This is a genomic window from Chlorobaculum sp. MV4-Y (genome assembly GCF_025244685.1).
Lineage (GTDB): Bacteria > Bacteroidota > Chlorobiia > Chlorobiales > Chlorobiaceae > Chlorobaculum.
The window spans coordinates 1,401,082-1,413,225 of sequence record NZ_CP104202.1; the positions used below are offsets into that span (position 1 = coordinate 1,401,082).

The window sequence follows — 12,144 nt, forward strand, 5'->3', positions numbered from 1 at the left end:
TCAAACTTGCCGAATTACCGCACCAAGTTCACTTCTGGCATTGTCACTCACCTTGGAGACGACGGCGCTGATCGCCTCTTCGTTCATGGTTCCCGACCGGTCGGCAAGCTCAAGAGAAAGTGCCACGCTTCGCGTTGAGGGTTCTCCCTGAGCTTTTCCTCGGTCGAACACATCGAAAATCCGAACCGACCTGACCAGCGGATCGCTCGCCTTTGCAAGATCGATCAGGCGCTGCGCCGGAATATGACGGGGAAGCACGAATGAAAGATCTCTTTCAACCACGGGGAACTTCGACGGGGGCTCATAGATCACGCCTGACTCAAAACATCGCTCCAGCACCGTAACATCCAGCTCGGCCAGATACACATTCTGATCAAGGCCAAAAGCATCGAGCACTTCCTTGCTGACCTCTTGAACCGTACCCGCCTTCAAAACGGACGTTTTCCCGTTTTCCGTCGAGGTGATTTCAATGCCAATAGTTTGGCTATTATAAATATTGAAAGCTGATTTTTCAAGTAAATTCAGCTTTTCAAGCAACATCTCCACTGCGCCCCTGAGATCGTAAAAATCGACGTTCTCGTCCTGACGGTTCCAGCTTCTGGGTTCACGTCGGCCGGTTATCACCATCGAGAGCAGCTCCTTTTCAAAAAATGCCGAAAGTGGCCCCTCATTGCCGCGCTCGGCCTCCGGCTGCTTCTCAAATCCGTGCGCAACCTCGAAGAGGCGAAGATCGCGATTGCCGTGCCGCATATTGTACCCGACGACTTTGAGCAGAGAGGGGGCAAGGTTCGGACGAAGCACTTCGAGCTCTTCACTGATCGGATTGAGTGCACTAACCGGCATAGAGCTGAAGCACTCCGCCTCGGCTTTCCGGATCAGTGGATTGGTAAGCGCTTCCCTGAAGTTCAGGCCGATCATGATGTTTCGTAGATAATCAGGGAAATATTCTGGCACCTTGCGGCTGACCGGATAGCTGGAAACCATCGCGGATGCAGGCTCCAGATTATTGTACCCGTACAGGCGGGCAACCTCTTCGATCAGGTCGATCTCCTGTTCGATATCGACCCTGAACGAGGGAACAGAAAATGCAATAGAATCAACATCGTCCGACACAGCCCCTTGCGAGACCGCCTTGATGCAGATTTTTTCGAGCAGTCGAACCATCCGGGAAGCGGTGATCGAACTGCCGAGGACAGCATTGACGCGTTTGGGCCGGAGTGACACGATCTTCTGCGCGGTAGGCATACTACCCCACGCCTCGGCAGAATCGACTTTGCCGCCAGCGATTTCAAGAATCATGGCGATGGCGTACTCGGCGGCACGCTTCACGCCGCATGGATCGACACCACGTTCAAAACGATAGGAGGAATCAGAGGAGAGCTGAAGCTGCTTGGCGGTTTTCCTGATCGAGGCCGGGTTGAAGTACGCGGCTTCGAGCAGAATGTCGGTCGTTTTATCGGTGACCGCCGAATAGAAGCCGCCCATCACACCACCGATAGCCACAGGCTCACGCGCGTCACAAATAACCGTCATGCCTGGCTGGAGCTGGTACTCCACATTGTTGAGCGCCATGAACCGGCTATCGGCATCGCTGCGCACGACGATGCGGCTTCCGGCAAGCCGGTGATAGTCGAAAGCGTGCAGCGGCTGGCCGAACGAGTGCAGAATGTAATTGGTAATATCGACGATGTTGTTCTTCGGGCGCAGACCGATCTGCTCGAGGCGCCGGGCCAGCCAGCGCGGTGAAGGCGCGACCGTCACTCCCTTGATGACTGTGGCCGTGTAGTAGGGACAAGCCTCCTCGTCTTGCACCTCCACGAGTCCGCCGCCACGCGTAAACTCGATTACCGGCGCCTGCGGATAAACGATCTCGTGGCAGTCGGCAAGCTCCCGGGCCACGCCGAGATGCGAGAGCGCGTCGGGGCGGTTCGGCGTCACGGCAATGTCGAGCACCGTGTCGGCCTCGAGATAGTTCGCCAGCGGCTTGCCGATCTTGCACGCTTCGTCGAGCACCATCACCCCGGTGTGATCGTCGGACAAGCCAAGCTCGTCGGCAGCGCAGATCATCCCGGATGAGTGCTCGCCACGAATTTTTGCGGGCTTGATCGTGAAGGTTTCACCGGAAACAGTGATCAAGGTCGCGCCGATGGTGGCGACCGGCACCGTCATGCCAGCCTCGACGTTCGGCGCGCCGCAGACGATCTGCCGCAACTCGCCTTCGCCGGTATCGACCATGCAGATGCGCAAGCGATCAGCGTTGGGATGCGGCTTCACCTCGACCACCTTGCCGACAACCACCTTCTCGTCGGGCAGCTTCTGCTCGAAAACCTCTTCAACTTCGAGGCCGACAAAGGTCAGATAATCGACAAGTTCTGCTGTTTCGGATGAAAAAGAAGGGATGAACTCCTTGAGCCAGTTGACGGAGATTTTCATGGGTGGGTATTAGTGCAATGCATTCATGAAAAGCATCTCGGGAAATCGTCAGGAACGATACAGAGACGACGCGAGGCACAGCAGCCAAGCCGCCAGCGATGTCCAGAGATGCCGCAACCTCATAAAAAAAGCTCTGAACCTGCAACAGCACAGAGCTTGATAACCAGCGTATATACTGAACTCACGTCAAAACCGCGAAGTTTATCGGAGCTATGGTGTGACCCCAACGGGATTCGAACCCGTGCTACCACCTTGAAAGGGTGATGACCTAACCACTAGTCGATGGGGCCGTTCAATCCAAAAACGCTTTCCGTTAAATTGCGGAAGCCCATTACAGAACCGGGGTGAATGAGGGGACTCGAACCCCCGACCTCCAGGGCCACAACCTGGCGCTCTAACCACCTGAGCTACAATCACCATGAAAAGCGAAAAATCCTCTTCCTGTATGCCCGACAGGACTCGAACCTGTAACCCTCAGCTTAGAAGGCTGATGCTCTATCCATTGAGCTACGGGCACATAATCCTGTCGCAGCTCTCCATGGTCGGGGCACCGAGACTCGAACTCGGGACCTCCTGCTCCCAAAGCAGGCACGCTACCAGCTGCGCCATGCCCCGTCTTAACGGAAGGCTCATAATATACGACTTGAGCCGAAATCACCAAACAAAATTTTCAGAAACTCTTCACAAAAAAAAACCGAGAGCAAACGGCGCGAAGGTCAGCGGATCAAAAATCGAAACGGTTTATCAGATAATCAGTTACGAGAATCCTCAGCTCTTCGTGATAAATCATCTCTATAGCCTCTCCGGGCGTGACAAGCCGTCGCTGGCGCACATGCATCTCGTCCCACTGCTCAAGCAGGGACTCAACTTCGAGAGGATAAATCTTGACCGAGAAGATGCCCGACGGACGGCGGTATGAGTAGGTACCGATCTCTTCATGCCGAACGGTTCCGATAATACCAGCCTCCTCCCATGCCTCCTTCGCCGCAGATTCGACGGGTGACATACCCTTCTCGATATACCCTTTGGGGATGATCCAGCGCCCGGAACCGCGGGCGGTAATCAGCACAATCTTATCACCGGCAATTGGCAGCACGCCTGACTGTTCCGATATTTTAACCGTTCCGTTGGCCATGATCGCCTGAAAGAAGTAAAACGTTACATAAACAACTCTTCCTATAACGATTGTTATAGAACAAAACCGTGCAAAAGATAAAAGATTTCAGCTTTTTTCCATGACTGTTTCACCATGATGTCACAATGATCTTTTACCATACAAAAGCCTGCAAAAACAGCTCCACCTGCAAGAACGCAATTTCTCCGATTACCTGAACGATGTGTTTTTCACCGACTTCCGAATGATGATAATCTCCTGCAATTGAAGTAAATTGATGCACATATTTCAGTCAATCAAAAGCGACCCTTGACATGAAAGCCATCATTCCCGTTGCCGGCGTCGGAAGCCGTCTTCGTCCGCATACCTTTTCCCAACCGAAAGTGTTGCTCAATGTAGCCGGCAAGCCGATCATCGGTCATATCATGGACAAACTCATCGAATCGGGCATTGATGAGGCCGTGATCATCGTTGGTTATCTGGGGGGAAAAATCGAGGAGTACCTCACTTCACACTATTCAATCAAACTGACCTTTGTCACCCAGGCCGACCAGCTCGGGCTCGCCCATGCAGTCCATATGTGCAGACCGCATGTGATCGATGAAGAGCCACTCTTCATCATCCTCGGAGACACCATTTTCGATGTCGATCTGAAGCCGGTACTCGGAAGCTGCATTTCGACGCTCGGAGTCAAAGAGGTTGAAGATCCGAGGCGCTTCGGGGTGGTGGTCACCGAGGGCGACAAGATCGTAAGGCTCGTGGAAAAGCCGGAGCAACCGGTGAGCAATCTGGCAATCGTCGGCCTCTATTTTGTGCACAGGGCAGGCACGCTTTTCAACAGCATTGATTACATCATAGCCAACGACATCCGCACCAAAGGCGAATTCCAGCTTACCGACGCCCTGCAGCACATGATCGATCTCGGCGAACCCTTTTCAACCTTCCCGGTGCAGGGATGGTACGATTGCGGCAAACCTGAAACGCTGCTCTCAACGAACGAAGTTCTCTTACAGAGGGATACCCGGCAAAAATCACTCCCCGGCTGCATCATCAATCCGCCGGTCTTCATTGCCGACAGCGCCAGCGTCACAAACTCCATCATCGGCCCAAACGCCACAATCGCCGAACATGTCGTCGTCAGGGACTCCATCATCATGAACTCCATCATCGGACGCAAGTCGCAGGTTAGCGACATCATGCTTGACCGTTCGATCGTCGGCAACAATGCCATTGTATCGGCGATGGGACACGAGCTGAACATCGGCGATTATTCGGAAATCAGAATGGGATGAGCGCATGGATAGCGGCCGGAAGGTACTCGCGCCGCTCAGCTCATGAAAAGGTAAGGCTTCCACTCATCGGAGATCGACAGATAGTGCTGACGCATCAGCGTGATATGGCTCGGCCTGACCGGCTTGTTCAGCATGGCCATACCCGCTTCTGATGGAGTGCGGTTTCCCTTTTTCGTATTGCAGGGCTTGCAGGCGGTGATGAGGTTCTCCCAGGTGTCTTCGCCGCCGCGTGATTTCGGAATGACGTGATCGACCGTCAGCGAGTCACTCTTGCAGCCGCAATACTGGCACCTGAACCCGTCCCGCCTGAAAAGGTTTTTACGGTTCAGCACAGCGCCCCGGTAATCGATTCGCACGTAAACCATCAGCCTGACGATGCTCGGCAGCGGAAAGTTCTCCGTCACCGTGCGGATACGGTGCTCCGGATGGCTGGCGACCATCATCGCCTTGCCGCAAAAGAGCAGCAGCACGGCATTGCGAGCATCGCAGATGCTCAGCGGTTCGTAACTCGCGTTGAGTACCAGAACTTTGGATTTTTGCAGAAGCATGGTTGTCTCCGGTTGCAGGACATTTCCGGTTATCAGACCTCCATTTCAGTTATTCATTCTTGAATTGACGGCGCGAGGGCTTGAGCCTCAATGTGCAGAAAAATTCGCAACGGCAAAAGCACCCTCGTGGTTCAGTACCGCCCAGGCACGGTGATGCTTGCGGTCGACACCGTACGAACCGAGTGCGTAACCCCGCTTCCACGGTCCGTCGATGAAGGTTGCGGAACCGCCGATATTGGCATCGACCGCGTTGAGCCACCGCCCGGCAGTGTCTTGCGTCACAAGACCGAACCCGCCGCCGGCAATGGTTTTTTGACGAACCTTTGCCGGGTCATAGCTCATCGACAGTACATACTTATCGGCGTGATCGCTGCCCAACTCGCCAAGTCCGCTAAGTTGAAAAACAGCGCTTGCCGGATTGTTGCCACTATGCCTGGACGGTTTGGCAGCAATCCAGCCGGTGTTGACCACCTTGGTCAGCGCTCGCCCCTTGCCGCCGGTGTCTAGGCTGGCATCTCTCGACGCGCTTGTGTTGACACCATCGAGAATCCACGCTTCGCAACCGTTGAACCGATTCCGCACCACCGAGTAGCCCGCCCCCTGCGGGATAAGGAATCGCCTGCCGTTAAGACTGTAGCTCCAGCTCTCCTTTTTGACAAAACGGAACTGCGGCGTCACGCCGGTGTCCGGACGGCCAACGCCTTGCGGATAGTTGGCGTCGGATTGCCAGTGACCTTGGTCGTCGGCCCAGTAATCGACCGTCACGCTCGGACCATTGATGGTAAATATGTAGTAGCCGACCGTCTGGTGCTCCTGCGAAATCGAAATCTCGCGGTTTTTCTGACCGAACCAGTTGGGGTCGTCAAGGGATTTCGGCGTGTAGAACTTGCTGCTGTTCGATTGCGCGATGAGTTGTTCGACCTTCGATTTGCCGTCGGGACTTGTAATGAGCGAGCGCTGGTGGATGTGGTCATGGCCGCAGATGAAAAGCTGGACACCGTTGCGTTGCAAACTCTCGAAAAACCGGTTCTGCCATTCCGGATGCTCATTGGCGAAGCCGCTAAAAACCGTATCCTGGTGGCTCTCGCCAATCAGCGGCTGGTGCGACAGCACGAAAGCGTGCGGCGCTTTCCGCTTACGCCTGTCGAGCCGGGCGCTGATCCACGGCTGCTGGTCAGCGATGGTGTAGCCGGAGGGGGAGTGCGTCGAATTGGCGACCAGTCGATTCGGTAACGGCCAGTTGTCGATGATGACGAAACGCGCCCTCTCCTCGCCCTCGCCGCAATCGAACGAGTAGCTCAGCCCGTCGAGATCGCGGCTGACTATAACAGGGCTGCTGAAATTGGAGCCGACGGTAAAGAAGTCGCCATTCCCTTTTCTGAAACCGCCGCCGCGAGTCTGAGGATAGCGCTTCCGGAAACCAGGCGCTCCGTATCCGCTCTCTGAGCTTTTTGCCTCATGATTGCCCCGGAAAGCAAAAAACCCGATGCCTGCATCGATCAGCGGTTGAGCAGCCGCGACCCGCTGCTCCTCGGAAATATCCCTGCCGTCGTCGCTCAGATCGCCGACCTCGATGACAAACTTCACGCCAGCATCGATGAACTGCCGGTTCACCTGCTGGATGATCGAAACCGGCACGGTGTGCGGATTCTGCCCCGAAGGATCGGCCGCTGTCCACTGCGTATCCCCCATCACCCCGAACTTCCACGCTTTGGCCCATGCCGCTGTCGGGAGCTGGAGCAGCACGAACAGCGCAAAAACGGTGCTGGTTTTCCTGAACAAGCTACCAATGCTCATCACAGATTATTTGGTAAGGTTTTTCTGCAAAACACCTTGATCACCCGAGAAAATAAACCATTGCCGCCATCCATTGCCACTCAGTATTGTGAACTTCATGCTAACTATTTACCCCTCTTTATCCACATCGTCCACCGGTTCCTGACACAGAAGAATTCACCTAGCCCGCCACATTGAACTTGCATGGCAAATTTCGAATTCGTACATTTATCGTTGATTTTCAGGCATCCCCATTACCTATGGACACGGTGCCAAAAGCTCTCTCGCGGGATTTCGTCCCCGGAGCTTGCCGGAAGGCTTCCCGTGTCCCGTCTGTCCCCAAAGACATTCACCTTCACGAGAATTCCCTCTTGGCAAACCCGCCGGACCCCTGCCGTTCTTGTCGTTCGATTAACAAAAAACCGAAAAGGAAACTATGTCACATTCAAGGTATTACTTTACCTCGGAATCAGTTTCAGAAGGCCATCCGGACAAGGTAGCCGATCAGATCTCCGACGCCGTGCTGGATGAGTTCATCAAGCAAGACCCCAACTCCCGCGTTGCCTGCGAAACCTTCGTCACCACCGGCCAGGTGATCGTCGGCGGCGAAGTGACCACCAAAGGCATCGTCGATGTCCAGACCATCGCCCGCAAGGTTATCACCGACATCGGTTACACCAAGGGTGAATACATGTTTGAAGCCAACTCTTGCGGCATCCTCTCGGCCCTGCACTCGCAGTCGCCCGACATCAACCGCGGCGTTGACCGCAAGGAAGAGATCCAGGACGAGTTCGACCGCGTTGGCGCTGGCGACCAGGGTATGATGTTCGGCTATGCCTGCACCGAAACCCCCGAGCTGATGCCTGCCGCCATCCAGTACGCGCAGGAGCTGGTCAGAAAGCTTGCCGAAATCCGCAAGGAGGGCAAAATCATGACCTACCTCCGCCCCGACGCCAAGAGCCAGGTGACGCTCGAATACGACGGAAACGACAACGTGCTCCGCGTTGACGCCGTGGTCGTCTCGACGCAGCACGATCCCGAACCGGCAGGCATGAGCGAAGCCGAGTTCCAGGCCGTCATCAAGAACGACATCATCGAAAACGTCATCAAGAAGGTGATCCCTGCCGAGCTGATCGACGAGAACACCAAGTTCCACATCAACCCGACCGGCCGCTTTGAAATCGGCGGTCCTCACGGCGACACCGGTCTGACCGGCCGCAAGATCATCGTTGACACCTATGGCGGCGCGGCTCCGCACGGCGGTGGCGCATTCAGCGGCAAAGACCCGTCGAAGGTTGACCGCAGCGCGGCTTACGCAGCCCGCCACGTGGCCAAGAACATCGTTGCCGCAGGTCTGGCCGACAAGTGCACCGTGCAGGTCTCCTACGCCATCGGCGTGGCCCGTCCGGTCTCGATCTACATCAACACCCACGGCACCAGCAAGCACGGCCTCTCCGACGCAGAGATCCAGGAGAAAGCTGAGGCAATCTTCGATCTCCGCCCGCTGGCCATCATCCGCCGCTTCAACCTCGACCGTCCGCACGGCTGGTGCTACCGCGATACGGCAGCCTACGGCCACTTCGGTCGCGAACAGTTTCCGTGGGAAAAGACCGAAAAGGTCGCTGAGCTGAAAGCCGCTCTGGGCCTCTGATCCAAAACCCTCTGAAAGCCTCTGCGGACATGTGTCCCGGAGGCTTCCCCTTATTCTGAAAAAACTGAAAACACGCTGACATCATGACAACAGAAGCAGCAGTGCTCGACTACAAGGTGGCCGATATTTCGCTTGCCGAATGGGGCCGCAAAGAGATCGAAATCGCTGAAAAAGAGATGCCGGGCCTGATGGCTACGCGCAAGAAATACCAAGGCCAGAAACCGCTCGCGGGTGCCCGCATTGCCGGGTCCCTGCACATGACCATCCAGACCGCCGTCCTGATCGAGACGCTCGTCGAACTCGGCGCGGACGTGCGCTGGGCGAGCTGCAACATCTTCTCGACGCAGGATCACGCCGCAGCAGCCATCGCAGCAGCCGGTGTTCCGGTGTTCGCCTGGAAGGGTGAGACCCTCGACGAGTACTGGTGGTGCACCCGCCAGATTCTCGAGTTCGAAGGCGGCCTCGGCCCGAACCTCATCGTCGATGACGGCGGCGACGCAACCCTGATGATCCACCTCGGCTACAAGATCGAGAACGATCCGTCGATGCTCGACAAAACCCCGGGCAACGCCGAAGAGAAAGCGCTCTTCACCCAGCTTAAAGAGGTCTTCGCTGAAGACAACCAGCGCTGGCACAAGGTTGCCGCCGGCATGAAGGGCGTCTCCGAGGAGACCACCACCGGCGTGCATCGCCTGTACCAGATGATGGAGAAGGGCGAGCTGCTCTTCCCAGCCATCAACGTCAACGACTCGGTCACCAAGTCGAAGTTCGACAACCTCTACGGCTGCCGCGAATCGCTCGCCGACGGCATCAAGCGCGCCACGGACGTCATGATCGCTGGTAAAGTGGTCGTCGTGCTCGGCTACGGCGACGTGGGCAAAGGCTGCGCCCACTCGATGCGCACCTATGGCGCTCGCGTGATCGTCACCGAGATTGACCCGATCTGCGCACTGCAGGCTGCCATGGAGGGCTTTGAAGTCACCACGATGGAAGAGGCTGTCAAAGAGGGCAACATCTTCGTCACCACCACCGGCAACAAGGATGTCATCACCCTCGACCACATCAAGCAGATGAGAGACGAGGCAATTGTCTGCAACATCGGCCACTTCGACAACGAGATTCAGGTCGATGCGCTCAACAACTTCAAGGGCGCAACCAGGATCAACATCAAGCCGCAGGTTGACAAGTACGTTTTTGAAAACGGTAACTGCATCTACCTGCTCGCCGAAGGCCGCCTGGTGAACCTCGGCTGCGCCACCGGCCATCCGTCGTTCGTGATGAGCAACTCCTTCACCAACCAGACGCTCGCCCAGATCGAACTCTGGCAGAACGACTACAAGGTTGACGTCTATCGCCTGCCCAAAAAGCTCGACGAAGAGGTGGCTCGCCTGCACCTGGAGCAGATTGGCGTCAAGCTGACCACGCTCACCAAAGAGCAGGCCGACTACATCAGCGTCCCGGTCGAAGGTCCCTACAAGCCGGAACACTACCGTTACTGATCCCCGGTTTTCCGGAAGATCATTGCACAAAAAAAGCAGCCCCGCAAAGGCTGCTTTTTTGTTTAAAAATCGGACAAGATCAGACAAATCAATCAGATCCAATTAAACGCCAGCCAGCCCCCGCCAGCTCATTCCGAGGTTTCCGATGGCCGGGAGCATCACTTCGCGCTTCGCTTTGCAGAATTCGGCATCGTCGATGCTGGCGAGGTTGACCTCGACGTTCGCCATTGCGCTCATCAACCCGGCGACCAGCAGGTAGCGGCCAACAATAACATCGCTCAGAACGGAGGGATTACCGATCTGTTCAAGGCGGTCAGCAAGGGGCAGCATGGCGAGGCAGCGCTTGAAGAGTTCGAACGGTGCCTCCGAGCTTGCCTTGAGCGCAAGCTGGATCGCCGCACGGCGGGCTTCAGCCTCCTCCGGCGTCGATTTCGGCATCTTATAAACCTCCATGATGGTGCCGAACACCTCCATGTCGCGGTCGCCGAGGTTAAGCATCTGGCGGCGAGCGGTTTCGCACTTTTCGAGAATCGAGTGGACTTCATCCGCCACGTCGGCAAACTTCTTCTTGCCAATGGTCAGGTTGCAGACCATCGAAAGCAAGGCGACGCCCTGCGCTGCCGTGACTGCCGCCGCAGCGCCGCCACCGGGAGTGGGGTCAGCACTGGCGAGACTGTCGAGATAGGTGGAGATTGCGCTCCAGCCGAGCGTGCCGTCAGACTTCATGGTGGTAGTTTCGATAAAGTTGCAGGGCGTTGCGCATACACATGGCCACCGTCATGGGGCCGACCCTCGGAATGTAGAGCGAGGCGGCCTCTTTGGCCTCCTGCTCGAAGTTCTGAATGTAGGAGAAGTTCAGGCAGATCACGCCCGGCTTCAGCTCCTCTGCACGAACCTTCTCGAAGTGCTGCGACGGCACGCCGGTGATAACGATGTCCGACTGGCTGAGCGCCTCTTCGCGCGTGACGGGGCGCGATTCGTGATCGGAGCTGTTGACATCGACGACAAAGCCGCCGTTGATATCGAAGGAGTAAACGCGCGCGCCATCATTCGAAAGCATATAGGCGAGCGGCCTTCCGACCACCTCCGAGCGGTTGAAAATGGTGATCTGCTGACCAGCGAAAGGCAAACCGTAGGGTTGATACGCATCGGTCGCTTCAAGCAGCTTGATGATTGCCAGCGGCGTGCAGGGCAGAATCGCCTTGAACTTGCCACCCACATCGTCGAAACGCTCGTTGGCGTAAAGCTTTTCGATCCAGTGCGGCGACAGCCCCTCGACATCCTTGTGTGGCGAAATCAGATCCCTCAGCTCCGCATCGCGCTCGTCGCCCCAGATCGGGTAGTAAACGAAAATGCCGTGGACAGCGCTATTCCGGTTAGCCTCTTCAAGAACGGCTCTCACCGATTCCGGCTCGCACTTCCTGAGGTCGAAATGAATACCTACATCTTCGCATCCGACGCGGGTATAGTCAGCGTAAGTGATCGAGGCGGGATCGTCGGAGGCGAGAATACCAACAATGTTGATCGTGAGCTGCTCCTCGCTGATCTGCCGGCGAACGGCGTCACGAAACGAGGCGGCGACAGGGTTCGGTTCAAGCACTTTCATGGTTCAATAGTAATGCCGGTTCTGTTCACCGATGTTCTGACAGGGCACGAGTACCGGGAATGGAATTTCAAGGAAATGGCGGGCTATGCTCTTGCCGGATGGAATGTTACGGAGTCCGGCTCTTTGCTGGGGCGGCAGGATTCGAACCTGCGGATGTCGGCTCCAAAGGCCGATGCCTTACCACTTGGCGACGCCCCATCGTTCGGGGAAGATCGTTCTGAAAAC

At 56.3% G+C, this 12,144-nt stretch carries 9 protein-coding genes and 5 tRNA genes; 3 read left to right on the forward strand and 11 right to left on the reverse strand.

The genetic code is table 11. The features are described from left to right. The 6 genes from pheT to NY406_RS06855 form a co-directional block, all read right to left on the reverse strand. A complete protein-coding gene (pheT, locus tag NY406_RS06830; protein WP_260533360.1) occupies nucleotides 1–2,433 on the reverse strand; it encodes a phenylalanine--tRNA ligase subunit beta in 2,433 nt (810 codons plus the stop codon). Between the two features lie 218 nt (nucleotides 2,434–2,651). Next, nucleotides 2,652–2,723 (reverse strand) — tRNA-Glu (locus NY406_RS06835). Nucleotides 2,724–2,775: 52 nt separating this feature from the next. Further along, nucleotides 2,776–2,851, reverse strand: a tRNA-His gene (locus tag NY406_RS06840). Nucleotides 2,852–2,877: 26 nt separating this feature from the next. After that, a tRNA-Arg gene (locus NY406_RS06845) sits at nucleotides 2,878–2,950 on the reverse strand. A 22-nt stretch (nucleotides 2,951–2,972) separates the two neighbouring features. Beyond that, nucleotides 2,973–3,048: transfer RNA gene (locus NY406_RS06850), tRNA-Pro, on the reverse strand. A 109-nt stretch (nucleotides 3,049–3,157) separates the two neighbouring features. Further along, the gene (locus NY406_RS06855; protein ID WP_260533361.1) at nucleotides 3,158–3,568 is read right to left on the reverse strand and encodes an NUDIX hydrolase; all 411 of its coding nucleotides are present in this window, start codon (nucleotides 3,566–3,568) and stop codon (nucleotides 3,158–3,160) included. 293 nt (nucleotides 3,569–3,861) lie between these two features. On the opposite strand from NY406_RS06855, the gene NY406_RS06860 reads away from it, so the two are divergent. Further along, complete coding sequence (locus NY406_RS06860; RefSeq protein WP_260533362.1) at nucleotides 3,862–4,839, forward strand: sugar phosphate nucleotidyltransferase; 978 nt, start codon at nucleotides 3,862–3,864, stop codon at nucleotides 4,837–4,839. Between the two features lie 35 nt (nucleotides 4,840–4,874). Here the strand turns inward: NY406_RS06860 and NY406_RS06865 are convergent, their stop codons facing one another. Both NY406_RS06865 and NY406_RS06870 read right to left on the reverse strand, forming a co-directional pair. Continuing rightward, a complete protein-coding gene (locus NY406_RS06865; RefSeq protein ID WP_260533363.1) occupies nucleotides 4,875–5,387 on the reverse strand; it encodes an HNH endonuclease in 513 nt (170 codons plus the stop codon). A gap of 87 nt (nucleotides 5,388–5,474) precedes the next feature. After that, nucleotides 5,475–7,184 (reverse strand): metallophosphoesterase family protein, encoded by a 1,710-nt coding sequence (locus tag NY406_RS06870; protein ID WP_260533364.1) that lies wholly within the window; start codon nucleotides 7,182–7,184, stop codon nucleotides 5,475–5,477. 415 nt (nucleotides 7,185–7,599) lie between these two features. Here NY406_RS06870 and metK point away from each other — a divergent pair, with 415 nt between their 5' ends. Together metK and ahcY are read left to right on the forward strand one after the other, a co-directional pair. Continuing rightward, the gene (gene metK, locus NY406_RS06875) at nucleotides 7,600–8,814 is read left to right on the forward strand and encodes a methionine adenosyltransferase (RefSeq protein WP_260533365.1); all 1,215 of its coding nucleotides are present in this window, start codon (nucleotides 7,600–7,602) and stop codon (nucleotides 8,812–8,814) included. Nucleotides 8,815–8,897: 83 nt separating this feature from the next. Next, nucleotides 8,898–10,313: an adenosylhomocysteinase gene (gene ahcY, locus NY406_RS06880; protein WP_260533366.1), complete on the forward strand. Its 1,416-nt coding sequence runs from the start codon at nucleotides 8,898–8,900 to the stop codon at nucleotides 10,311–10,313. 102 nt (nucleotides 10,314–10,415) lie between these two features. Here the strand turns inward: ahcY and NY406_RS06885 are convergent, their stop codons facing one another. The 3 genes from NY406_RS06885 to NY406_RS06895 all read right to left on the reverse strand — a co-directional run bounded on the left by NY406_RS06885 (nucleotide 10,416) and on the right by NY406_RS06895 (nucleotide 12,117). Beyond that, entirely contained in the window at nucleotides 10,416–11,039 is a 624-nt protein-coding gene (locus tag NY406_RS06885) for a cyclodeaminase/cyclohydrolase family protein (protein ID WP_260533367.1), read from the reverse strand. Further along, the gene (locus tag NY406_RS06890; RefSeq protein ID WP_260533368.1) at nucleotides 11,029–11,919 is read right to left on the reverse strand and encodes a bifunctional methylenetetrahydrofolate dehydrogenase/methenyltetrahydrofolate cyclohydrolase; all 891 of its coding nucleotides are present in this window, start codon (nucleotides 11,917–11,919) and stop codon (nucleotides 11,029–11,031) included. Before NY406_RS06890 ends, NY406_RS06885 begins: the two co-directional genes overlap by 11 nt. A 126-nt stretch (nucleotides 11,920–12,045) precedes the next feature. Further along, nucleotides 12,046–12,117: transfer RNA gene (locus tag NY406_RS06895), tRNA-Gln, on the reverse strand. Nucleotides 12,118–12,144 lie beyond the last annotated feature (27 nt).